Source organism: Vibrio frigidus, from assembly GCF_042465995.1.
In the GTDB taxonomy this organism is placed as follows: Bacteria; Pseudomonadota; Gammaproteobacteria; order Enterobacterales; family Vibrionaceae; genus Vibrio.
On sequence record NZ_JBCDMC010000003.1, the window covers coordinates 308,784 to 333,914 of the forward strand.

Genomic DNA, 25,131 nt, shown 5'->3' on the forward strand with positions numbered 1-25,131 from the left:
ACCTATCCTTTTAGATAGTTGTAAACTGATTTAGCAACAGTGATACCGTTGGCTTCGCTCTGTAGTTTGTAAGCATTTTGTGGATCATTGGGGGCTTGTACGGATCCTGAACCAGCCATAGGTTTAACTGCACGAAGTTCCGTTACCATTTGCTGCATCATTACTGCAAACAATGGATTCCCTAGCTTTTCTGGATTAATGACAATGACAAGGCTGGCAAGTTTGCGCATCTTGTCAAAATCTCCGTACATACGAACAACATGGTTGCTAAAGTTAGCATTCATCAAAATACCGGTTAGCGCATCAATCGCTAGCGCAATGCCAGAACCTTTATGACCGCCAAATGTAAGTAGATTTTCCACTTGGTGTGGATCTGTTGTCATATTGCCGTCTTTATCGATGGCAAGGTTTTCACCAATTTGCTGGCCAGTCTCTTTTGCATGAAGCAACTTACCAAAGGCCGTCGCACTTGTAGCCATATCAACAATCATTGGGTGTGAATTTTCTACAGGGAAACCAAATGCAATTGGATTGGTCCCTAAGAAGCGTTCAGCTCCACCATAAGGGGCAACGCAGGTATCAGTTTGCGTCATCGAAATACCAATCAAACCCTTCGCTGTCGCCTGTTCCATGAAGTATGATAGTGCACCACAATGTGAACCATTCTTGACGCTGACAAAACCAAGACCGGTTTCTTCCGCTAGCTCAATAGCATGATTTGTTGCCGCAATAAGTGCCGAGTGTCCCATGCCATCATCAGAGTCAAACACGGCAACTGAAGGTGAAATTTGCTCAATGCTAAATGTAGGTTCTTTATTCAGGCCGCCTTCATTCAAGCGGTGACAATAATGTTCAATGCGCATGACACCATGTGAATGAACACCCGTTTTGTCAGCGTGTATTAACACATCAATGACTTCTTTTGTCGTTTCTTCGCTAAGGCCGGCTTCAACTAATTTTTTGAGAGATAGTTCGCGCAACTCTGTTTCATTTACTTGAATAGTAGACATCATATTTACCTTAAAAATTTATTACGCCTTTGACCAAAGATTTGTTTTCAACAACATCTTCTTTGTATGTATTCCCAAAGGTATGGAAATCGTAATCTCGATTTTTCATCATTGATTCAGAAATTTTTCCTTCTTCCATCAGTTCGATTACACGTTCAAAATCTTGACGTATTGCATTACGTGAGCTCATAAGTGTGGTTTCTTTCATATGAAAAGTAGGGTTATGAAATGCTAATTCACCCTTTGTGAAACCAATAAATACGAGCTTCCCACCGTTACGAATCAGGTTTACTGCATTTGTCATTGATTTGTCGTACCCAGTCGCATCGAATACGACATCAGCCAACTGACCATTAAATTGACTACGAATATCATCAACGTACGTTTCACTTAGCGCATTTAATGTAGCTGTTTGTAGTTTGTCTGCTGCCCAAGTTAGACGTTGTTCAGCGACATCAACAATAACGACGTTATGCCCTTCTGCTTTAGCGACTGCGGCTGCTGCAAGACCAATTGGGCCAGCACCGACAACAAGAACATTATTCCCCCCAGTCAACTGCGCACGACGAACTGCATGTGCACTGATAGCAAAACATTCAACCAGAGCTCCTTTACTGTTAGACACATTGTCAGGAAGAAGAACTAAGTTATCTTCAAGAACCGCTAGATATTCTGTAAAACCGCCATCCTGGTGGACACCGTATAGAGATACGTTTTCACAGCAATTGGTTTTACCTTCTTTGCAAGCTGGGCATACACCACATGGGATACAAGGAATAACAGAATAGCGCTTAGCCACTTCTGCTTTCGTCACTTTCTCACCGATTTTTTCAACAGTGCCACAAATTTCATGGCCTAATACACGCGGATATGAAAAGAAAGGCTGACGACCTGCGTAAGCATGGATATCGGTGCCGCAGATACCTACTGAATTGATTTTCAGAAGAACCTCATTGCTTTCGATCTCTGGTATTGGGCACTCAATATACTCAATTGAATTGGGTTCATTACAAATTAAAGTTTTCATCTTATTTCCTAATCCTTCACTAGTTTTTCAATCGTGATATTGATGCCCACGGTCTCAATATCATCAAACGCTTTTAGAACCTGCTCAATAAACTGTTTATTTTCAACACCGTGCTTACCAAAGACTTTTTCAATTGCCAATAATGATTTAGCTTGCTCACTTTTCTCAGGTACGTGAGACATAATTGATTTATATGTTTCTACCAATGGATCAGATAGTTCATTACCTTTATTAACCATATCAATCACATAATGCATCCAGCCTGCAATTAGCACGGGTTGGCATTTAGCGGGAATATGACGTTCTTGAAGTGTTAAATATGGGGCAAGCGCACGTTGAGGGAGTTTTTGAGAACCATCCATCGCGATTTGTTCGGTTTTGTGTTTGATGTTTGTGTTGCTGAAACGGGCAATGAGTAAATTGGCATATTCGTTGAGATCAACGTTTAGGTCGGGACTCAGTGATTTAGCTTGTTCATCGAGCATTAACTTCAATGTGACTGTTCGAAAATCAGAATCTTGCATACATTGATAAATAAATTCGTACCCAGCGAGTGACCCATTGTAAGCAAGAAATGAATGGCTACCGTTAAGCATACGAAGCTTCATTTCCTCATACGGTAGAACATCACCAACGAGCATCGCACCTGCTTTTTCCCATTGAGGTCGACCTGCTACAAAGTTATCTTCAACCACCCACTGACGGAAATCTTCACAAACGACGCCACAGGGATCTCGATAACCTGTTTGTTCTTCGATTACGTCAAATTGGTCATCGGTCATCGCCGGAACAATACGGTCAACCATTGTGCTAGGGAAAGTGACGTTTTCTTCAATCCAATCACTCAGTTCAGAATCAAGCTTCTTAGCAAAAGCAATAATGACACTCTTGGTCAAGTGGCCGTTTTCAGGAATATTGTCACATGACAAAACGCTAAAGGGAGCGAGGCTATTATCACGGCGAATTCGAAGAGCCTCGGTGACCAATCCAATAGCCGACATTGGTACGGTCGGATTGGCTAAATCATGAATGATTAATTGATTGGTTTCATCTAGCATTCCCGATTGCGGTGCAGCACAATAACCTTTTTCAGTTATCGTTAATGACACGATTTTAACTTGATCTTCAGTGAGCTTTAGAATTGCTTTTTCAATACCATCTACTGGTGTGTGGATCGATTCAGTAATAGTTCGAACAAGACGACTATGTGTATCTGTTGCAGACTTCTCAACGACGGTTAACAAATGATCTTGTGCTCGCAAACTGTCTGTTAACTCTGAGCCACCAAACATGTTAATTTCACAGATACCCCATTTACCTTCAGATTGGTCATTCGTTAAATCGTTATAAACGGCTTGATGCCCGCGGTGAAATGCACCAAAACCAATATGAACGATATTACTTTTAAGTACTGATCTATCGTAGCTTGTTGTTGATGAAAACTTACCGTTTTCTATTTTATTTTGATCTTCCATACAATCCTATCTTTACAGTCCGAGTGTCGCCTAACTTCAGAATTTGTTAGCGTTTCGTTGTTATTGAGAACACTACACTCAATTGGTTAACCTATCAATATTTTGGATGACCAATAATTCAATTTTATGACGAAGATCTAAAAAAAGAATAAAAATAAATAACAAAAATAAATGTAATTTTATTCTAATTACTTAAAAATCAAGTAATTAGAATGAGTTATTGATTTCGATCACTATTTGGTTTACCAATAAATCCACCTTTATTAAATCGCTTTGTGATTTAATAAAGGTGGATAAGAATCAAACTAACGTATCGAAATAGACACACAGGTATCATTATGATCGAAGAAAAAACACACATAAAAAGACCAGTTTTTGCTGAAATACTGAGCTTTGGTGAACCAATGTTCGAATTGAGCCAAGTTAACCTAAACAATAACGGTGAAGCGGACTTCTTAAGCGGCTTCGGTGGTGATGCATCTAACTTTGCTATCGCTGCTGCGCGACAAGGCGCAAACGTTGGTATGCTCACGCACATGGGAGATGATGAATTTGGAAAGAAATTTCTAAATTTGTGGGATAAAGAAAACGTTAATATTTCGACTGTTGTATCGAATTCCAATAGTCATACTGGCGTTTATTTCATTACGCATGATAAAGACGGGCATCATTTCTCATTCTTACGTAAAGGATCAGCAGCGAGTCTTATCACGCCATCACAATTGCCTGTAGAAGCCATTAAAAATGCAAAGCTTTTGCATATCACCGCGATTACACAGGCAATCAGTGATACCAGTTGTGACTCCACCTTCAAAGCAATAGAAATTGCATCTGAAAACAAAACCTTAATTTCCTACGACACCAACCTACGCTTAAAGCTATGGTCATTAAACCGTGCTCGCGCCATCATCAATGAAACGGCTTCACTGGTTGATATCTGCTTCCCCAGTATTGATGAGGCACAGCTTCTCACTGGTTTAGAGCACGAAGACGATATTATCGATTATTACCTCAAAATCGGGTCTAAAACGGTCGTTCTTAAAAAAGGCGCGCAGGGGGCAACGGTAGCCAATGAATCAATCCGCGTGTCACTACCACCATTCAAAACGAATCCGTTAGACGCAACCGCCGCAGGTGATTCATTTGCTGGCTCGTTCTGTACACATTTCGTTAATGGATATTCATTGGAAGAGTGTTTGAAATTTGCAAACGCCACCGCCTCTATCACCATTATGGGTTATGGTGCCGTCGCACCACTGCCAACACTTGAACAAGTTCTAGATCGCATTGAAAATGGACAATTAAAATGAATACTTTAGATTCACGTCTCTCTAAATTAAAAGTGATTCCAGTCATCGTAGTCGATGAAGCTGAAGACATCTTACCTATTGGTAAGGCTCTATCAGAAAATGGTTTACCAGTAGCTGAAATTACGTTCCGTACTGCGGCAGCGGCGGATGCCATTGTATTGCTGCGTAAAGAATACCCAAACATGTTGATTGGCGCTGGTACGATTTTAAATGAACAACAATTACTCGCAGCAAAAGAAGCGGGGGTGGACTTCGTTGTCTCTGCTGGTCTTAACCCAACAACAGTAAAAGCAGCTCACAAGCATAATGTCGCGATTATTGCGGGCGTTAATACACCATCACTGATAGAGCAAGCAATGGAGCTGGGCCTTACGACTGTTAAGTTTTTTCCCGCAGAAGCATCTGGTGGTATAAAAATGCTCAAAGCCATGCTTGCCCCGTACAACCAAATCAAAGTAATGCCAACTGGCGGTATTAATAAAGATAACATTCAAGCGTATCTTGATGTACCTAGTGTCCTTGCTTGTGGCGGTTCTTGGATGGTTGATCAATCACTAGTTAAGAATAAAGAGTGGGATAAAATGGCTACGTTGATTAGAGAAATTGTGGCACAACTCAAGTAATGTAAAAAGAAGCAAAATGACTCTCTTTTAAACAGAGGATAAAGGTTTGGTTTTCGAGCTTGACCTTTATTTAATAAGACATTTGAAAAATAGTATCCCATAACAACAAGGCATTGATCATAGTCTTTACGGATTAATAACACGCCCCACATCCTCAAAAGTTTAGGTATTTTATGCACAGATCATGAAATGCTTGCGCCTGGGGAGAAATCGTTCGGTCAATGAGTCTAAATAACCCTATTTGTCGTTTTAATGGCGGGTCGATAAGCGGTATCCAAACCAACCGTGTTTCATTTGTTGGAAACGCAAGTTTAGGTAGTGTCGTCACGCCGATTCCAAGCTCTAATACAGAAAAAAGAGACGTTATATTCTCGACGGAGTAGAGCGCGTTTTGACTCAATGTTCGTGCTGGTGTTGGGTCGAGGAGTGTGCAAGTTCCATTACGAATAAAAGGTTGATCTAGCAACATTTTCCATTCAATACCGGCGGTATGCTGAGCAATAGGATTATCACGCAAACAGACCACACCAATAGGATCAGAAATTAAAGGAGTAAAATGTATCTCTTTGTCATCAAGATGAGAGCAATTCCCCAACGCCAAATCCACGTCACCCGATAGCAATCGAGCTTCTATTGACGTTGAAAAAACACCTCTATTGAATGCGTTACTATTAAAAGCTATCTGCCATTTGGACCAAGGACAATTAACGATGTTCAAAAATCGTTGAATATTACGGCGGTTGGTGAGCTTAAACAAGTACAAGATAAAGCGTGGAAAGACGGTATTTATATAGACGATTTAGAGTGGGAGTTACTAAAGAAAAATGCGGCCGTCATTTTGGTTGAAAATAGCCAGCGTTCAATTCAAGGCGCGGGAGAAATCGTTTCGCTATTGAGAGCGCTCGTACGCAATAAGCTTACTGGTTTATTCGGGACTCTAAAACATAATACAAAGCGCCTGATGAGGTATCATCAGACGCTCTAATCTATATTGCCATTTAAATAACGTTAACGTAGTCAAACGTATAGAACGGAAGGGCTATCATTAGCAATGACCAAACCACTAAGATTACGTGAAGTACATCATTCTCAGAAAACCAAATTTTCTTTTGTTTCCAAAGAAGCTCACCAATACCTAGCTTCCAATATTTATCGAAGAAGTAGTAAGACGCATAAATTAGGGCCCAAGAAATCATACATAGCAAGTCATAGGTCGCACCAGTTTTAATATAACTCACGGTATTTATGAAGATAAAGGCAATGAAGCTTGGCAATGAAGCAAACATCATAAATTCAAACGTTATGACTGACTTAGTCGCTGTAAATGCTCCCCACAGAGTAATTACAGTGTAGCCGACGGTCATAATAGCCGCATACCATATAAAGATATCAAACCAAATTGATTCTGGTGGTATTGACGTGTACGCGATTGCTACCGTCATAGCGTTCATACTGACCTGTTGGAAGATAAGATATATGACTTCCCACCACGTCGTCCATGAACACTCTTCTCGGTGTTTCGCTTTCAATTCATAGCCAAAAGCCTGAAAACTTGTGCCAGCAATAATAGCACCAACCCCCCAAAGAATCATTGAAACTCCCCACCAAAAGCGGGACATTTGGGCATCTTGCATGACAAAGAACTGGACACCAACAAGTGTTACAATGACACCAAGTAAATACACCCAGAACGTAGATGAAGGCTGACTGATATCGAGCTCTTTACCAAGAAGATTGACTCGAACAAGCGGTTGTTCTTCACCCCAGTTCTCCTTCGTCAAGCTTGGGTGTTTGAGCTCATGGACTTTCTCAAAAATAGACATATTAGTTTCCTCTTTAAAAGGTTGAATCTCAACCTAATTAAACTATGCTTCGTGGTCAGGTATCAGCACGAGTTTGCCAACATGCTTACGACTCTGAAGTTCTTCTTGAGCTTCAACAATATCGGAAAGCGGGAACGCCTTTGAGAGAGCAGGTTTGATATCACCGTTCTCAATCGCTTTAATCAAACTAGGGAATACGGGTTCGTCCCAACCAGTACATCCAATTAGAGCAAGATCTCTTAGATACATAGTGCGAAAATCCAGCTCCACTAGTGGACCAGCAATAGCACCAGACGATGCATAGCGACCGCCGCGTTTCAGCATTTTCAGATTGTTCACGAAGTTGTCACCAGCAACGTTATCAATGATGATATCCACAGACATTTCACCCAGCACTTCCAATGCATTTTTGCCGAAGTCAATCACTTCATCAGCACCGTAAGAACGTACACGTTCGATCTTATCTTCACCTTCTGCAGCACCGATAACATAAGCACCGCGACGTTTGGCGAGTTGAACAACGGCAGAACCCACACCACCTGATGCCCCGGCCACATAAACGCGATCACCCGCTTTGACGCCTGAACGCTGTACCATATTTTCAGAAGTACCATAGGCGCATGGAATAGTGCCCAATTCAGCGTCGGTCCAGTCACATTCAACAGGAAAAACTTCGCTAGACGTAATCTTCACATATTGAGCAAAAGCACCGTCGAAATCAGAAGCCATCCAAATATTATCCGGGGAATCAAAACCTTCATGACGGATACATGCGCGGATAAGAACTCGTTTACCAACTAGATGTTGGTCAGCCTCATCTTTTGCTTCAACAACTAAGCCGGCGCAATCAGTGCCTTGAATGAACGGGAATGGTGTTTCTGCATTCCAACCACCGTCTTTTTCGTCTGCCGCATCGCCAATTTCATTTTCGTCGTCAGACAAAGTATTCGTACCTTGAGTCACCTTCTGAGAGTACCAACCAATTCGTGTGTTGATTTCCGTATTATTTACTCCAGCGGCAAGAACTTTAATAAGCACTTCACCCTTGCTTATTACTGGCATAGGAACGTCTTTATACTCCAGCATTTCATAGCCACCGTTACCCATAGTGACCACTGCTTTCATAGTTTTACCACCTTCCTTAAGGTCAAAACGGCTTTTGTCTTTATTGATATGAAGATTCACTTTCATTATTTTTCCTCTTTTTCTTATGTATGTTGATAGCCGTAGCCCAACGCTACGGCGTTACGGCGTTAAATACTTATTGTTTTTCTTTGATCTTCGCCATTTTGTAGTGCGTCTTCGACCTTCGCCATTTTGTGGAACTTTAGTGCTAAAATTGCACCAACTAAACCAATGACTGTAGTCGCGATGAAATATGCACGATAGCCGCCTTCGTTACCAAACGAGCTCCATAACATATTATTCATTTGCGGAATAAAGATATCTGGTAGGTAGCCGATCAAGCTAACACAACCGATTGCCGTGCCTGTTAAGGCTGCACTGATTTTTGCCTGACCCAATAATGACCAATAAGTACCACGGATAATGTAAGCAAACAGACCGGTTAGCAGAACTAGCCCGCTGATCACTGTCGTGTTTGCATGGCTAGAAATTAGGCCAAGTGCTAGTAAGCTTGCACTCCCCCCCAATAAGCCAAGACATACCGTAACCGCTTTACCAATTTTGTCCGCTAAGAAGCCGCCTAGAAAACCACCGACAGGACGCATCCATAGAACACCAACCATCACAGAACCGACAGCGACTGCGTCAAAACCAAGGTTTGCTTGAAGATGGCCGCCATAATAATATGTCGCCCAAAAAACTGAATAACCGCAGAAGAGAATCAAACCGTGGATGTATACGAACTTATTCTTAAGGATCTGGCTAACATCAGAAAGCTTAAAGCCTTCTTCTTTATCGCCTTCACTAGCGCGTTCATCGTCAGTTTTAACAAATATGGCGACTAGAATCGCGATGGCGACTAAAGCGAACACGTACATATAGATGATCGCAGTTAGCGCTGTAGCCTTGTCTGCTAGCTCTACGCTATCACCTAAAGTCGCAGAGAAAATAGCGAGTGCAATACTACCAAGAGCGGCTTCCACCAAACCACGGCCACCATCAAGGAAACCAAAGAATCGACCTTCGTCTTCGGGGGTTGATAACATTTTGACGAGCTTCATATGCGCAGACCAGAACGTCAGAACAGAAAAGATACCCCAAACAATAAATACACCAACGACACCACTAAACGATGGAACTTGAGCGAACCAAAAACCACCGGCTGCGGTACCAAGTAAAGAAACGACCAATAGACCTTTTGCAGAGAACTTATCACTCAATACACCGCTTGGAAAATAGCCTGCAATAAACACCATACCTAGTATTGAATAAATATTATTGAGATCGGCTATATTCATCTGAAACACTTCAAGAATGGTTTCTTGATATTGCGCTTTCAAATAAACCAAGGGGAAGACCGCTCCCGCAGCGAGTATTACTAGCGCGAACTGAAAGTACCGCGCCAAATTTGACTTATTCATGTTTCACCTTTATTTGATTAAATTAAATAGTGTCTAACCCCAACCTTCACACATTGTTAACGCGTAAAAAATATAGACTGTTTATTGTTATAATTCGTAATATTAAATAAAACCCACCTCCTACTTTATTAAGCGGAAATGGACGCCAATTAACTTTCACCAATTGACGCACTTATAATTAAAAGGGTGTAATGTTTTATTAGAATTGACTAAATACCGTTTCTACAGCAAATGCTCCTGGATCCTTTGTCCCAGATAAACTGTCACTATTTAGGTAAGAGGAACGCCCTGCTTTAGCACTAGTCATTGCAACTGTGGATTCAGCCCCCACTTTTGCCGCTTCAATTGATGCAGTAAAACCATTCTCTACCCAAGCTTCTAGCGCAGGATGTAACGCATCAATCATGGTACGGTCACCGGGTTTCGCGCCACCATAAGCCATCATTTGATCTAAACCTGCTTGCAGTGCTTTTGGAAGTGAACCATTCAGTTCAAAATCACGACCTGCTGCGGTAAACATGATTGAAAGCAATACACCTGAAGATCCACCCATGACGGACGTTAGACAATCTGCAATCGTCGTTAATAGCTTTGATTTGTCTTGTAGAGGCAGCGCATTCGCTTTAAGTTGAGCAAGGACTTTACGTGCTCCTGCAGAAAAAGTAGAGCCTGTATCACCATCACCTACGATTGAATCTAGATGGTTTAACTCTGCTTCAATGTCGATGATAGATTGACAAACTTTGCGCAATACTAATGCCGTTTCTTCATCATGAGAGGGCTCAAATGCCTTCTTCACAATCAGATTTTCACACTTGGTTACTGGCACTGTACGACGAGCAATAGCACCCGGCCATGCACCCGTTTCAACTTCTGCAGTTAATGCTTTGGTAATCTCATCATTCAATTGAATCGTGGAGATAGAGAAGCCTTTCATGTCGATAGCCGTCATTAGCGAGCCGCTAACGATGAAGCTCGCTTGTTGACCAAGCTCTGACTCCATCACCTCTTTAGCCACGATGTTCATCTCGATTGGAGATAGGCCACCTAAGTTGTTTAGAAGAATTGCGTTGTCGGTCGTTGGTTTCGCTTCAACAAGCTTGCTTACCATAGTTGATACAAGATCTTTCGCTTTTGGTAAGTCGATGGTTGCAATACCTGCTTCGCCGTGAATACCTAAGCCAAGTTCGGCTTTGCCTTGGGCGATTCTGTCATTGCTTTCACCAGGTAATGAACAGCTTGTTAGCGCCACACCGATAGAGGCGGTTTTATTATGTGCATCAACGGCGGCTTGTTTCACTTCTTCGAGAGATCCACCGTTTTCGGCAACATAGCCTGCCACTTTCTGCACGAACAGCGTACCTGCAATACCACGTGGTTGAGGGTTCTCTGGGATGGAGATGTCATCACCAACAACAATCAGATCAACCTTACATCCCATTTCTTTTGCTTTTTCTACTGCAAGGCCGAAGTTAAGGCGGTCACCTGTGTAGTTTTTGATGATCACGAGACAACCAGCATCACCCGTTACATGGAGAATGGCACTAAGCACTGCATCCACACTTGGTGCAGCAAATAGGTCACCACATACTGCGGCAGTCAACATGCCTTTGCCTACAAAGCCTGCATGTGCTGGCTCATGACCTGAGCCTCCACCACAAATAATGGCGACTTTCTCTTTATTCCAATCAATACGCGCAACGACTTTAATATCGTTGTCAAAATCTAATAGCGCTAGATTTTCTTTTTGCGTTGTATATAAAGTGCCATGGATAGAATCCATAACAAACGACTCTTTTGAGTTTAAAATAAGATCTGACATGTATTTTCCTTAGTCCAACATTTTAAATGAAGGGTTATTTACCAAGTTGATGTGCCGTTAGAATCGCTGAGTAAACCGCATCTGCTGTTACAGGGAATGGCATATTATGTATGGTTTCACCCTCAGCTGTTGCCCCTTCTGCTACTTCACGTAGTTTGTCTTGGTTTAGCTCCTTCACCCCCATTTCAAATAGGTTTGTTGGCAAGCCAACTGAACGACAGAAACTAAGGACGGTATTGATCTCTTCCAATGGTGCGTTCTCTAGAACGAGTTGAACTAGCGTGCCAAATGCTACTTTTTCACCATGGTATAGGTGGTGACACTCCTCTAGCTTCGTTAAGCCATTATGGATTGCGTGTGCAGCGGCTAGACCACTACTTTCGAAACCAATGCCACTTAAATATGTGTTTGCTTCAATAATGTTCTCTACCGCTTTAGTGCTCACACCGTTCTCTGCAGCGACTTTTGCTTTTAGACCATCTTCAAGCAGCGTTTCATAACATAGTTTTGCTAGAGCTTGAGCAGAGCGAGTTGGGGCGCCGCCAGCCATTGTTGGTTTACCAGACGTCATGTTTGCGCGCGCTTCGAAGTACGTAGAGAGTGCATCACCCATACCAGAAACAAGTAGGCGAACAGGGGCTTTTGCGATAACGGCTGTATCCATCACTACCATATTTGGGTTTTGTGGGAATAGTAGGTACTCACTAAATTCACCTTCAGGTGTGTAGATCACCGCGAGTGCGCTGGTTGGGGCGTCAGTAGAGGCGATAGTAGGCACCACGACTACTGGTACTTTCGCGTAGTATGCCACTGCCTTAGCGGTGTCTAATGTTTTGCCACCACCGATACCGACGATTACGTCGTTCTTCTGAGCTGAAGCGATATTGATAATACGGTCGATTTCTTGACGTGAGCACTCACCGTTGAACACGTCCATAGCAAGTGACATTTCTTCTTTCTGGAAGCTCGTTTTTACCGTATGGCCAACGAGACCTGTAACAAATTCGTCAGCGATAGCCAATGGGTTTTCACCTAGGGCTTTCACGTAGCCAGCGATTGAGCTCAGTACGTTCTCACCTTGTACGTATTTGCTTGGGCTAATAATAATCTTATCCATGGACCTTAAACCTTCTGTTTTTCAAAGTTAGGTTCATCCTATTATTGAGCACTATATTTCAGAAGAAATTAACGAGTATTAAAGGTCTAATTTTGATGTTCACATCAAATAAAGCGATATACATCTGCCATGACGAATAAAAACATCAACTGGGTCACACTTACGAATCGAGAACCTTAAAATCGTTTCATTATGTAACGATCGCCAACCTTCATATGTTTCATTTTGTAACGTTAAATTTTAATCATTATCAATAAAATCAATAAGTTAAAATTTAAATAGTTATATTTTCCAGACATAAAAACGTCAAACTTAAATATCGCAACAAGCAACCAATTGGAAGCGGTGTACTTGTAGCTTCCGACGAATCAAGCAAGTCGCCATGTCTTTAGGAAGAAAAAAGCGCAGTACAGGACCTAGCCATTGATGCTATTAAGCTAAAACCCTTTGAGAAAATGAATTGATAGTTAAAATTAGGGCACATGATAGTCAATGTAGACACGCGGAAGAATCACTGAGATATAGGGAGGCAGCGCTTACGGCACAGGGAAGCTGGCATTTACCAAAGCATGTACTCAACAATAATGTATTTGAAATATTTCCATAAAAATTTATAAATGTGATTAGCTCACACTATCAATTATGGTTTGTACGGTTACAATAACTTTTTTATCCCTCTTTTATGGCCTTAACTTGAATGCTTTCTATCGAAGATAGTAAAACTCGCTGGGAATTTTTCCAAAAGCATCAGTGGGTATCACTTGAGTTCTCACATTCCCCTATATTTCAATCTTGGCAACGCTGCGTAAAACAGATCAGTCCATATGATTGGTCAAGGCCGCATATTGCCTCTGGTTACACCCTAGCTTCATTGATACGACGTACTGAACGAATCATCAACTGTGCTACCACACTCACTGAAGACACGTACGACTTGCTGCATGATGAGAAACTACTGTTGATTATGACGGATGACAATGGTTGTGTGATGTTCATTATCGGCCACCATGAATTAGAATCTGAGATGGAGGCTTTAGGTATCAAAGCAGGCTGTTTTATGAGTGAGGATAAAATTGGCACCAACGCCGTCAGCCTTTCTATAGATACCAATATGCCCAGCGAGGTGTTTGCTGCCGAACATTTTAAACGTGACCTCCATAATTTCTCCACCGCCGCCGCCCCGATTATTGATACCTATGGCAAGCTACGTGGCACTATCTTGCTCGTTAAGAAAGTCGAGGACTACCATAAATATGATCTTGTTATCGCTTCCTCTTGTGCCAAAGAGATCAGCCTTCAACTTCATGTTCAAAGTGAGCAAGAGAATATGAACCGTCTCCAGTCAGCTTATATTGCCACCTTGGAATACATGGATGATGGCATCATCTCCTGGAATGGGGATAACCAACTATCTCTTATAAGCCATCAAGCGGAAAAGCTGTTAAAGGTAAATAGTAACGACCTGCTAGACAGCGACATATTCAACACTATCCGTTTTGCTCCTAATGTTGAAAACAGCATTAAACAAGGCAAGATGATTCATCGTAAGCAAACTACCTTTGAGGTCGATGGTGAGTTTATTGAAGCAGTGATTACCTACAGCTGCTTAGCTGATGGCACTAACCTGCTCTTTATCCATCCAATCGATACGATCCGCGAACAACCTCAACAACCAATCACTGATAGTGTTAAGTACACCTTCGATAGCTTGCCGTTTATCTCACGTGAGATGAAGCATGTAGTAACAGTTGGTCGCCGCGCAATTGAATCTCAAGCACCTATCTTGATCACTGGCGAAAAAGGGGTTGGCAAAACCAAGTTAGCAATGGCAATTCACAATGAGAGTGAGTATCGAGATGGACCTTTTATTACTCTCAACTGTCGCTCAACCGACCCTGAGCAGTTACTTCGCGAGGTTCTCGGTTTTGATGGGAGACAAGGAGAACAGGGAGAACTGTCCAAGTTTGAACTGGCACATAATGGCACTCTCTACTTAGAGAATATCGAATATCTTGTTACCGACCTGCAAACTACAATCCTTAATCTATTGAAAGCTGGCAGTATCCGTCGGAGTGATAGCCATCGCCTAATCCCAGTCAGTTTTCAACTCATCACCAGCACCACAGTAAACATTAGTGAATCTGTATCTCAAGGTTCTTTTAGCCGTCAACTCTATTATGAAATCTCTACAAACGAATTACATATTCCGCCCATAAGAAAGCGCAAAGAAGACATAGAACATATGATCTTTAAAATAGTTAATCGTTATGAGAAACGCAATAATGTAACTATTACACTAAAAAAAACGGTTATCGATATGCTGCTCAACTTCCATTGGGAGGGAAACAACTCTCAACTAAAAAATGTCATCGGACGTATGTTATTAAACCGCGGCTCAAACTTGGTTAAACTTGAAGATGTTCCAGACGAAATTAGGCGTCACTTTAAACGAAAATCAAACACAGCATCGACCGTAATACCCCTAGAAGAGTTAGAAAAACAGGCGATCATTCAATCATGGACATTACTTAACGGTCACACGCAAGATATGGCTAACGCACTCAATATTAGTCGTACGACACTATGGCGAAAAATTAAAAAGTATGAGTTAACCGATATGATGAACACTAATCTAAATTAACTGCCCATCACCGCTTGGCGCAATGCCTTGATTAAAATGAGAGACGATGTTGCTCCGGGATCTTGGAAACCGATACTGCGTTCACCTAAGTAACTTGCACGGCCTTTCTTAGCTTGCATTTCAATTGTTGCAACAACACTTTTTTCTGCTATTTCAACCATCTCATCGAACAAACGTTCAACCGAAACATCGCTATCTAATTGTGGCACAATCGAGTTAAGGACCGGTAACCAGACATCACACATAGTCTTGTCCCCCTGCTCCGCTTTACCACGAGAGATAACACCATCAACACCACACCTCAGTGAGCGAATAAGCTCTTCAAACGAAAGTTGTTCACGGTTACCGATCGCCGTTGATGTGAGAATAAATAAAGTACCGTAAAGAGGTCCACTTGCGCCGCCAACACTTGAAAGAAGTGTCATACCTGTGTTTTTCAAAATAGTTGAGATATTTTGCTTCTCAACGCTTGGTAATTTTTCAATCACTTTTTTGAAACCACGGTTCATATTCCAACCGTGGTCAGCGTCACCGATGTCTCGGTCAAGGTCAGTTAGGAAATCTTGATTTTCATCGAATGCCGTTGCACATAGTTCAAGCCAATGAATGATTTGTTGTTTTTCAATTTGCATCGTTCTCTACTTCCTTGTTAGGAACCTTGATTACCATTTTATAGCCGCTGTATCGACTGGAGCATCAAATAGCTCTACCATCTCTTTATCAACTTTTAGAAGCGTAATAGACACCCCTTCCATATTTAGGGAAGTACAGTAGTTCCCTACCATGTTGCGCACGATATGGAAATGCTCTTTCTCACAAATTTCCGCGAGACGACGGTATACGCTGTATAACTCAGAAATGGGTGTACCACCAAGACCATTTATAATTGCGATATAGTCTTGATCTTTTTCAAACTTTTCGATTGAAGACTCAACCTCGTCCCATTCACCTTCTTTACGGTTCCAAATGCGCAGAGTACGGCTGTATTCCTCGTTCTCTCTAAGTTCGACGAACATCTTGTCTACCAATTCGTCAGCGTTTGTGTATGTGATACGTTCAATACCTGGTTCACCATGGATACCGATACCGAACTCAACTTCGTTATCCGCAAGTTCAAATGATGGTTTACTCGCGGCTGGTACCACACATGCGTTGAGAGCCACGGCGAGGGAACGGCAGTTGTTGTTGACCCGACAACCTAGCGCTTCACATTGCTCTAGTGAGTAGCCTTTATCTGCTGCTGCACCAACAATTTTTTCGACCAGCACAGTGCCTGCAACACCACGGCGACCTGAAGTATATAAACTACCCATAACAGCGACATCATCATCAATAAGCACTGAACCTACTTTTATACCATCCGCATGAAGTAGCTCAACAGCAATTCCGAAGTTTAGTACATCACCTGTGTAGTTTTTGATTAAAAATAATACGCCTTCGCCTGAATTTACTTGGTTAGCACACTCATACATTTGGTCAATAGTTGGACGGATGAAAATTTCACCAGGACAAGCCCCTGTCAACATACCTTTGCCCACAAAACCCACGTGTAGAGGCTCGTGACCACTCGCACCGCCAGATACTAATGCGACTTGACCAAGCGATTTCTCATGCCATACATAGCGAGGTTCGTAATTCACTTTAAGCTCTGGGCGAGATGCTACAAGGCCAGTGAGCTGATCTTGTACGACATTTTCAACGTTATTTATTAGTTTTTTCATTGTTCTGTCCCGCTAATTTTTTTGGATTCCAAAGCATGCTCCAAATTTGGTCGATTTGGATACGAATCTTGCCTATTAGCATGGTAGTTCTCTTTTAGTAAAACAGCAGCCAAAGACTTTAGCCTATACTGAATGTATTTTACTGTATCACTAACCCTTAAACACTTAGTTTTCTTGGTTATTGTGTTAATGCTCTCTTAACTGCTCTATCAAGAGCTTCAATCACGTCATCCCATATTCACTTGCTGTTTTAACTACGCTCCTACACTGCATCTGATATAAAAAAACCTCCACTAAGTCAAACTCAATGGAGGTTAAAAAAACAATCAATCTGTATTACTAACTGACAAACCGCTGTCTAGCTTGCTACTTAATTATTCAACTGTGACCGCTTTTGCTAGGTTACGAGGTTGGTCAACATCGGTGCCTTTAATAAGCGCGATATGATAAGACAGTAACTGCATAGGTACCGTATAAAATATTGGGGCAACAATTTCATTTACGTGTGGCAGAGTCACGATTTTCATGCCTTCAACGGCTTCAAAACCCGCTTTCTCGTCAGCAAACACATACAACAAACCACCACGAGCACGCACTTCTTCAACGTTCGACTTAAGCTTTTCAAGAAGATCATTATTAGGTGCGACAACAACGACAGGCATGTCCGCGTCAATAAGTGCTAACGGTCCATGTTTAAGTTCACCAGCTGCATATGCCTCTGCATGGATGTAAGAGATCTCTTTTAGTTTAAGCGCCGCCTCCATCGCGATGGGATAAAACTCACCACGCCCTAAGAATAGAGTGTGTTGCTTGTCTGCAAAATCGACGGCCAATGCTTCAATCTCTTTGTCGTACGCAAGCGCTGCTTCGATCTGAACAGGTAATGCATGAATAGCCTGAACGATTTCTTTCTCTTTTTCTGCATCAATTTGCTTGTTCTGCTTACCAATCGCGGTCACAAGCATGAGCATGGCAGCAAGCTGAGTCGTAAATGCCTTCGTCGATGCAACACCGATTTCTGTACCCGCACGAGTCATAAAGGCAAAGTCAGATTCGCGAACCAAAGAAGAACCCGATACGTTACAAATAGTCATTGCCGCCATGTATCCCTTCTCTTTAGCAAGGCGAAGTGCCGCCAAGGTATCGGCTGTTTCACCCGATTGAGAAAGCGTAATCAATAGACTATTAGGACGAACGACAAACTTACGGTAGCGAAATTCAGAGGCAATCTCAACATCACAACTGACACCCGCTAGACCTTCAAACCAATATCTTGCGGCCATACCAGAGTTGTATGATGTTCCACATGCAATAATCTGAACATGCTCAACTTTAGATAGAATCTCTAACGCATTGACACCGATACTTTCAATAATGACCGAATCTTGCGTAATACGTCCTTCCATTGTGCTTTTTAATGCGGTTGGCTGTTCAAAGATCTCTTTCTGCATAAAGTGACGGTATTGACCTTTATCACCAGCGTCATGCTCTGCATTAGACTCTATAACCTCACGTTCGACCGCATCACCATTCGCATCGATAACACGCACATCACGGCGAGTAATTTCGGCGACATCTCCTTCTTCAAGGTACATGAATCGACGAGTAACACTTAAAAGTGCTAATTGGTCAGAGGCAAGGAAGTTTTCTCCAATACCTAAACCAATGACAATTGGGCTGCCTGAACGAGCGACAACCAAACGCTCAGGGTCGTTACGATCAACAATGACCGTACCGTAAGCGCCATCTAACTGAGCAGCCGTTTTATGTAGAGCTTCAACCAAAGTGTCAGAACTACGACGCTCCCATTCAACAAGGTGAGCGATGACTTCTGTATCCGTTTGAGACTCGAAAATGTATCCACGTTGTTTCAGCATGTGACGCAATGGTTCGTGGTTTTCGATAATACCGTTGTGAACAACGGTGATGTCACCGGAAATATGGGGATGTGCGTTGATTTCAGAAGGTTCGCCGTGGGTTGCCCATCTTGTATGGGCAATACCGGTACCACCTAATACATCTTGTTGCGCCACAGCATCAGCAAGCTCTTGCACTTTACCTAAACGACGAACACGTGTGAGTTTCTGATCCGCATCAACCACTGCAACACCCGCAGAATCGTAGCCTCTATATTCTAACCGGCGTAAGCCCTCTACCAAAATTTCAACAACATCGCGTTGTGCTACTGCACCAACTATTCCACACATGTAATTTCTCCAAATTTCAAATAATTTGTACTTTGCGAACCTGTCATTCGTTCACAATAATATTAGGATGCGCGAACGACTCGCACACCTTTAGATTCGATTGTTAGTTTCTGTTGATCGCTTAAATTCTCATCCGTAACCAAAACATCTACGCTTTGCCACGCGAGTTCCAGATTGGGAATTTTCCTACCAATTTTTTCGGATTCAATCATAACAATGACTTCTCTAGACACATCCGCCATAACTTGGCTCAATCCTATCAACTCATTAAATGTAGTGGTTCCACGCAATAAGTCGACACCATCAGCACCAATAAAAAGTTGGTCAAAGTCGTAAGACCGCAATACCGACTCAGCTACTTGTCCCTGAAAGGATTCTGATCTGATATCCCATGTGCCACCAGTCATAAGAAGGGTTGGTTCGTTTTCTAGCGCATTCAAGGCGTTGGCGACATGCAATGAATTCGTCATCACTACTAGGCCTTGTTTGTAATTTAATTCCGGAATAAGGGCACCAGTAGTACTGCCACTATCGATCACAATGCGATTATGGTCCTTAATTAGCTGAGCAGCCAACTTCGCAAGTTTTATCTTTCGATCCGAAACTTTATCGATATTTTCATCATTAACGACCTCTTTAGGAATGGCGATAGCACCACCGTATCTCCTTAGGAGAAGGCCATTGGTTTCCAACGAAGCCAGATCTTTTCGAATGGTGACTTCAGAGGTATCAAATTTCTGTGAAAGCGCTTCTACACTGACCTCACCCAACTCTGAAACGATCTTCGCTATCGTGTGCCGTCTTAATTGTGTATTTCTTTTTGTCATAGACTGAAACTTATATATTACGAAACGAAAGTATTATATTTCAATTGAAACTTATTTGTCTATTTATTTCGAGCTAAAAATTAAACATTTTGAGCGTAAACTTTGTCCTAGAACAACTCTAGACAGTGATCTTGATCAGATTTTTTGTTAGAATTCGCGCCCTAAAGAAATTTAATTACAAAAAAAACCGTTATTTTTTTGCAACTTTTCGTCTTTAACATAGAGAATGCAAAAAAATAGTGATTTGAGCCATAGCAGGCTGCCGCAATACGGCTACACTATATGAAAGATTTTACGCTCGTTTAGATAGCAGAATTGATTGATGTAAATAGCAGCAAAAATGTTGTCATTTTCTTTCTTATGTTCTTCTAAACAACAACCAAACTTTAAAATGTAAACATACTTACCGGAGAGTATCTTCCATGAAAAAGACCAAAATCGTATGTACGATTGGCCCTAAGACTGAATCTGTAGAAAAATTAACTCAACTTGTTGATGCTGGCATGAATGTAATGCGCCTTAATTTCTCTCATGGTGATTTCGAAGAGCATGGCACACGTATCAAAAACTTCCGTTCTGTGATGGAAACTAAAGGTAAGCAACTTGCTATCCTTCTTGATACTAAAGGCCCAGAAATCCGTACTATCAAACTAGAAAACGGCAATGACGTTGATCTAGTCGCTGGTCAAGAATTCACTTTCACAACTGACATTACAGTTGTTGGTAACAAAGACATCGTTGCTGTAACTTACGCGGGTTTCTCTAAAGACCTTACCGTTGGTGACACTATCCTAATCGATGATGGCCTAATCGAAATGGAAGTGATTGCAACGACTGATGCTGATGTTAAATGTAAAGTTCTTAACAACGGTGCTCTAGGCGAAAACAAAGGTGTAAACCTTCCTGGCGTTTCAGTTAAACTTCCTGCTCTTTCCGAAAAAGATAAAGCTGACCTTAAATTTGGTTGTGAGCAAGGCGTAGATTTCGTTGCGGCTTCTTTCATTCGTAAAGAAGAAGACGTTAAAGAAATTCGTGAGCTTCTCGTTGCTAACGGCGGCGAAAGCATTCACATCATCTCAAAAATTGAAAACCAAGAAGGCGTTGATAACTTCGACGCTATCCTTGCTGCTTCTGACGGTATCATGGTTGCTCGTGGTGATCTTGGTGTTGAAATCCCAGCTGAAGAAGTAATCTTCGCTCAGAAAATGATGATCGAAAAATGTAACCGCGCACGTAAAACGGTTATCACAGCAACTCAAATGCTTGACTCTATGATCAATAACCCACGTCCAACTCGTGCTGAAGCGGGCGATGTTGCTAACGCAGTAATGGACGGAACAGATGCAGTAATGCTTTCTGGTGAGACAGCGAAAGGCAAATACCCTGTTGAGGCAGTAACAATTATGGCTCAAATCTGTAACCGTACAGATAGAGTACTAAAAGCTGAACTCGGCGATCGCTTAGATAGCCCACGTTTACGTATCACTGAAGCAGTATGTAAAGGTGCAGTAGACACAGCTGAAAAACTAGCCGCTCCACTTATCGTTGTTGCAACTGACGGTGGTAAATCTGCTCGTTCAGTACGTAAATACTTCCCAACTGCAAATATTCTTGCGCTAACTACTAACAAGAAAACAGCAGCACAGTTAGTTCTTACTAAAGGTGTTCGTCCAGTGGTTGTTGATTCAATCGCTAACACTGACGAATTTTATGTTAACGGTAAAGAGCTTGCGCTAAATACTGGTCTTGGTAAGAAAGGTGATATCGTCGTCATGGTTTCTGGTGCACTCGTTGCTTCAGGTACGACAAACACCGCATCTGTACACGTACTATAAAATTCAAATATTGAATTTAAAAAGAGGGCTATTTAGCCCTCTTTTTTTGTGCCAAAGAAAATAATCAGACTAAAGTCGCAGACAAATACAACGTATTGATAGGGCTTAGATATAAAAAACCGGGGATCCCCCCCGATTTTTACCATCCGAAAAACTCTTTATGATGTGTATTTAAAAGTAGAACCATTGGTAAAAAATAAATTGCACTCATATTAATACCAAGGATAACCAAGCTTCCGACGGTTACTCTTACTAGTGATTTGTTCAACATACTGTGCCTCATATACCCAGACTGTATGACTTTATTACTAGACCGAAGATCTCGCGTTTTACCAAAAACAAACCAATCGTTCAAAAAATAATCAATCTGTTTATTTATAAGTGTAGCTTAAATATTTTTTAAAATTATACTTTAGTCTAGTTGTTGCAAATATGTGACAAAACGCTCGTTATTACGTATTAAACGTGAGATGGCAATATTAAGAAATAGATGTCCATACCTATTGATGTTCACTCCATCGAGCACATTTTTCTGATCAACTATTTAGTAACATTGATAAACGTTTTTCATTCAAAAATAAAGCCTTCTATCCAATAGAAGGCTTTATTTCATTGCGGAAATTTTAACGTATTAAGCTTTCAAAGCTCGCTCACCGCGAACAATACCGACGACACCAGATCGCGCGACCTCAACGACCTCTGTTACATCCGAAATAGTGCTAATAAAGGCATCGAGTTTATCACTATCACCCGCCAATTGGATGGTGTACAAAGCGGGTGTGATATCAACTATCTGACCACGAAAGATATCCGCTGTTCGTTTTACTTCTGTTCTCACGGTTCCGCTTGCCTTAACCTTAACCAACATAAGCTCTCTCTCAATATGGTTATATTCGGTCACTTCTTGTACTTTTAAAACATCGATCAATTTGTTCAACTGTTTTTCTATCTGCTCAAGTACCATGTCATCACTGTCGGTAGTGATGTTTAGTCTCGATAATGTCTCGTCATCCGTTGGAGATACCGTTAATGATTCAATGTTATATCCGCGCTGAGAAAAAAGACCAACAACACGAGAAAGAGATCCGGCTTCATTTTCAAGTAGCAGTGAAATTATATGTCTCATTAGGTTCTCTCCGTTTTACTTAGCCACATTTTGTCCATACCTTCGCCTTTGATATGCATTGGGTATACGTGCTCAGTTTCATCTATTGTAATGTCTACAAAAACCAATCTATCTTTCATATCCAAAGCACGTTTTAGCTCTGATTCCAATTCATCCGGAGAAGAAATACGAATGCCAACATGTCCGTAAGCTTCAGCAATAGCAGCAAAATCTGGGACGGAATCCATATAAGAAGAAGAATGACGGCCTTGATAGATCATATCTTGCCACTGCTTAACCATACCTAAAAATCGGTTATTTAGGTTAATGATCTTAACGGGAATATCATATTGAAGAGCCGTCGACAATTCTTGGATATTCATTTGAATACTGCCATCACCCGTCACAATTACCACCTCTTCATCTGGCATAGCAAATTTAACGCCCATACCAGCGGGTAGTCCAAAGCCCATCGTGCCTAAACCACCAGAGTTTATCCAACGACGCGGCTTATCAAACGGATAGTAAAGAGCAGCAAACATCTGATGCTGGCCCACATCTGACGCGACATAAGCTTCACCATTGGTTAATTTATATAGCGTTTCAATCACTTCTTGAGGCTTTATTTTATCTGGCGACTTTTCATAACTCAGACAGCTACGAGCTTGCCATTGATTGATGTCACTCCACCAGCTATCAATAGCTTCTACGTCATTCGAACCATTCTGCTCATCCAGAAGTTTCAGCATCGCATCTAAAACGACATCGGCAGAACCAACGATTGGAACGTCCGCCCTAATGATCTTAGAGATAGAAGAAGGGTCAATATCAATATGCATTACCTTGGCATTTGGACAATATTTTTCTACATTGTTTGTCGTTCTGTCATCAAAACGAACACCCACACCGAAGATTAAGTCACAATTATGCATCGCCATATTGGCTTCATAAAGCCCGTGCATACCCAACATACCCAACGCATTTTTATGGGTTCCAGGAAAAGCACCTAATCCCATTAATGTGCTTACCACTGGTAAATTCAGTCTTTCCGCTAATTGAATTAATTGTTTGTCACATTCAGATATTACTGCTCCACCACCTACATATAAAACTGGCTTTTTAGCTTCCAACAACGTTTTTAGGCCTTTTTTAATTTGCCCTTTGTGACCAGTCATTGTTGGATTATACGAGCGCATCTTGATTGATTCTGGATATTCATATGGGAACTTAAGCAGCGGATTTAACATATCCTTTGGGAGATCAACAACAACAGGGCCGGGACGACCAGTTGATGCTAAATAGAATGCTTTTTTTATTATCTCAGGGATTTTCTTAGGATCCGTCACTAAGAAGCTGTGTTTTACGACGGGACGTGAAATTCCAATCATATCGCACTCTTGGAATGCATCATTACCAATAAGTGTGCCGGGTACTTGGCCAGAAAGTACGACGAGAGGGGCAGAGTCCATATAAGCGGTGCCGATACCTGTAATCGCGTTGGTTGCTCCAGGACCAGAAGTAACAAGTACTACGCCGGTTTTACCTGTCGCACGCGCGTAACCATCTGCCATATGCACAGCGGCTTGCTCATGACGTACAAGTACGTGTTCAATATCGCTTTTCTCGTGAAGTGCATCGTAGATGTCAAGAACTGAGCCACCAGGGTAGCCAAAGATGTGTTCAACGCCTTCGTCTAATAACGAACGAACAACCATATCCGCGCCGGATAACATTTCCATTGTTTTCTCTCCTTAATACGTCCAATTAGCTGCAGCTGATAAGCCCTAAGCTCGTGGTATCTTGGTGTGTGACCAATGACCTACTAATTGTCGTATTACATAGTTAGGGCTTATTCGTAGCCTAAAATATTGAGCTTTAGATGTTTAGAACCTCTAAGAGTTCGTAAAAGCTCACAATATATCCATGAATCAGTACAAGGCATACCCTCAATACTGAGTCCTTAATTTCAATCTTATCGTCGCTGAAATCAATAGCAAACAGTAAAAAACGACCATCCGCTATTATTCTTCAATTTATTAGTG

The 25,131-nt window shown here is 41.7% G+C and carries 19 protein-coding genes and 1 pseudogene; 5 read left to right on the forward strand and 15 right to left on the reverse strand.

Annotated features, from left to right (window positions below; genetic code table 11):
* Positions 1-2 precede the first annotated feature (2 nt).
* Genes AACW90_RS07075 through AACW90_RS07085 form a run of 3 tightly spaced genes read right to left on the reverse strand, consistent with a single transcriptional unit; the run spans position 3 to position 3,512 of the window.
* Positions 3-1,010 (reverse strand): Ldh family oxidoreductase, encoded by a 1,008-nt coding sequence (locus AACW90_RS07075; protein WP_390232672.1) that lies wholly within the window; start codon positions 1,008-1,010, stop codon positions 3-5.
* A gap of 10 nt (positions 1,011-1,020) precedes the next feature.
* Complete coding sequence (locus tag AACW90_RS07080; RefSeq protein WP_390232674.1) at positions 1,021-2,037, reverse strand: zinc-binding alcohol dehydrogenase family protein; 1,017 nt, start codon at positions 2,035-2,037, stop codon at positions 1,021-1,023.
* 8 nt (positions 2,038-2,045) lie between these two features.
* Positions 2,046-3,512, reverse strand: coding sequence for a mannitol dehydrogenase family protein (locus AACW90_RS07085; protein WP_390232675.1), 1,467 nt, complete (start codon positions 3,510-3,512; stop codon positions 2,046-2,048).
* A 338-nt stretch (positions 3,513-3,850) separates the two neighbouring features.
* Between AACW90_RS07085 and AACW90_RS07090 the strand changes: the two genes are divergently transcribed.
* Together AACW90_RS07090 and AACW90_RS07095 are read left to right on the forward strand one after the other, a co-directional pair.
* Complete coding sequence (locus AACW90_RS07090; protein WP_390232676.1) at positions 3,851-4,822, forward strand: sugar kinase; 972 nt, start codon at positions 3,851-3,853, stop codon at positions 4,820-4,822.
* Positions 4,819-5,445: a bifunctional 4-hydroxy-2-oxoglutarate aldolase/2-dehydro-3-deoxy-phosphogluconate aldolase gene (locus AACW90_RS07095; RefSeq protein WP_390232678.1), complete on the forward strand. Its 627-nt coding sequence runs from the start codon at positions 4,819-4,821 to the stop codon at positions 5,443-5,445. Before AACW90_RS07090 ends, AACW90_RS07095 begins: the two co-directional genes overlap by 4 nt.
* 154 nt (positions 5,446-5,599) lie before the next feature.
* Here the strand turns inward: AACW90_RS07095 and AACW90_RS07100 are convergent.
* Positions 5,600-6,088: pseudogene (locus AACW90_RS07100) on the reverse strand (LysR substrate-binding domain-containing protein); the annotation flags it as partial.
* 81 nt (positions 6,089-6,169) lie between these two features.
* On the opposite strand from AACW90_RS07100, the gene AACW90_RS07105 reads away from it, so the two are divergent.
* Positions 6,170-6,430, forward strand: coding sequence for a hypothetical protein (locus AACW90_RS07105; protein ID WP_390232681.1), 261 nt, complete (start codon positions 6,170-6,172; stop codon positions 6,428-6,430).
* A gap of 13 nt (positions 6,431-6,443) precedes the next feature.
* Here AACW90_RS07105 and AACW90_RS07110 read toward each other — a convergent pair whose 3' ends face one another.
* From AACW90_RS07110 to AACW90_RS07130, 5 genes are all read right to left on the reverse strand, one after another.
* Positions 6,444-7,268 carry a hypothetical protein gene (locus tag AACW90_RS07110; protein WP_390232683.1) on the reverse strand — a complete coding sequence of 275 codons (825 nt, stop codon included), beginning with the start codon at positions 7,266-7,268 and terminating at the stop codon, positions 6,444-6,446.
* Between the two features lie 42 nt (positions 7,269-7,310).
* Positions 7,311-8,459, reverse strand: a complete 1,149-nt coding sequence (locus tag AACW90_RS07115; protein ID WP_390232685.1) for a zinc-binding dehydrogenase — start codon at positions 8,457-8,459, stop codon at positions 7,311-7,313.
* 62 nt (positions 8,460-8,521) lie between these two features.
* A complete protein-coding gene (locus AACW90_RS07120) occupies positions 8,522-9,814 on the reverse strand; it encodes an MFS transporter (RefSeq protein ID WP_390232686.1) in 1,293 nt (430 codons plus the stop codon).
* A 199-nt stretch (positions 9,815-10,013) separates the two neighbouring features.
* A complete protein-coding gene (locus AACW90_RS07125) occupies positions 10,014-11,636 on the reverse strand; it encodes a dihydroxyacetone kinase subunit DhaK (protein ID WP_390232688.1) in 1,623 nt (540 codons plus the stop codon).
* A 34-nt stretch (positions 11,637-11,670) separates the two neighbouring features.
* Positions 11,671-12,753 carry a glycerol dehydrogenase gene (locus tag AACW90_RS07130; protein ID WP_390232690.1) on the reverse strand — a complete coding sequence of 361 codons (1,083 nt, stop codon included), beginning with the start codon at positions 12,751-12,753 and terminating at the stop codon, positions 11,671-11,673.
* Positions 12,754-13,450: 697 nt separating this feature from the next.
* On the opposite strand from AACW90_RS07130, the gene dhaR reads away from it, so the two are divergent.
* The gene (gene dhaR, locus AACW90_RS07135) at positions 13,451-15,394 is read left to right on the forward strand and encodes a dihydroxyacetone kinase operon transcriptional regulator DhaR (RefSeq protein WP_390232692.1); all 1,944 of its coding nucleotides are present in this window, start codon (positions 13,451-13,453) and stop codon (positions 15,392-15,394) included.
* On the opposite strand, the gene dhaL is transcribed toward dhaR, so the two are convergent.
* The 4 genes from dhaL to AACW90_RS07155 form a co-directional block, all read right to left on the reverse strand.
* Complete coding sequence (gene dhaL / locus AACW90_RS07140) at positions 15,391-16,026, reverse strand: dihydroxyacetone kinase subunit DhaL (protein ID WP_390232694.1); 636 nt, start codon at positions 16,024-16,026, stop codon at positions 15,391-15,393. The genes dhaR and dhaL overlap by 4 nt on opposite strands.
* Before the next feature lie 30 nt (positions 16,027-16,056).
* Positions 16,057-17,115, reverse strand: a complete 1,059-nt coding sequence (dhaK, locus tag AACW90_RS07145; protein ID WP_390232696.1) for a dihydroxyacetone kinase subunit DhaK — start codon at positions 17,113-17,115, stop codon at positions 16,057-16,059.
* A 374-nt stretch (positions 17,116-17,489) separates the two neighbouring features.
* On the reverse strand, positions 17,490-19,322 hold the full coding sequence (gene glmS, locus AACW90_RS07150) for a glutamine--fructose-6-phosphate transaminase (isomerizing) (protein WP_390232698.1): 1,833 nt from the start codon (positions 19,320-19,322) through the stop codon (positions 17,490-17,492).
* 62 nt (positions 19,323-19,384) lie between these two features.
* A complete protein-coding gene (locus AACW90_RS07155) occupies positions 19,385-20,149 on the reverse strand; it encodes a DeoR/GlpR family DNA-binding transcription regulator (RefSeq protein ID WP_275134882.1) in 765 nt (254 codons plus the stop codon).
* 422 nt (positions 20,150-20,571) lie between these two features.
* Between AACW90_RS07155 and pykF the strand changes: the two genes are divergently transcribed.
* The gene (pykF, locus tag AACW90_RS07160; protein WP_390232700.1) at positions 20,572-21,984 is read left to right on the forward strand and encodes a pyruvate kinase PykF; all 1,413 of its coding nucleotides are present in this window, start codon (positions 20,572-20,574) and stop codon (positions 21,982-21,984) included.
* 631 nt (positions 21,985-22,615) lie between these two features.
* On the opposite strand, the gene ilvN is transcribed toward pykF, so the two are convergent.
* Complete coding sequence (ilvN, locus tag AACW90_RS07165) at positions 22,616-23,110, reverse strand: acetolactate synthase small subunit (RefSeq protein WP_195704408.1); 495 nt, start codon at positions 23,108-23,110, stop codon at positions 22,616-22,618.
* Entirely contained in the window at positions 23,110-24,828 is a 1,719-nt protein-coding gene (locus tag AACW90_RS07170; protein ID WP_390232702.1) for an acetolactate synthase 3 large subunit, read from the reverse strand. The genes ilvN and AACW90_RS07170 overlap by 1 nt, the downstream gene beginning before the upstream one ends.
* Between the last annotated feature and the right edge of the window lie 303 nt (positions 24,829-25,131).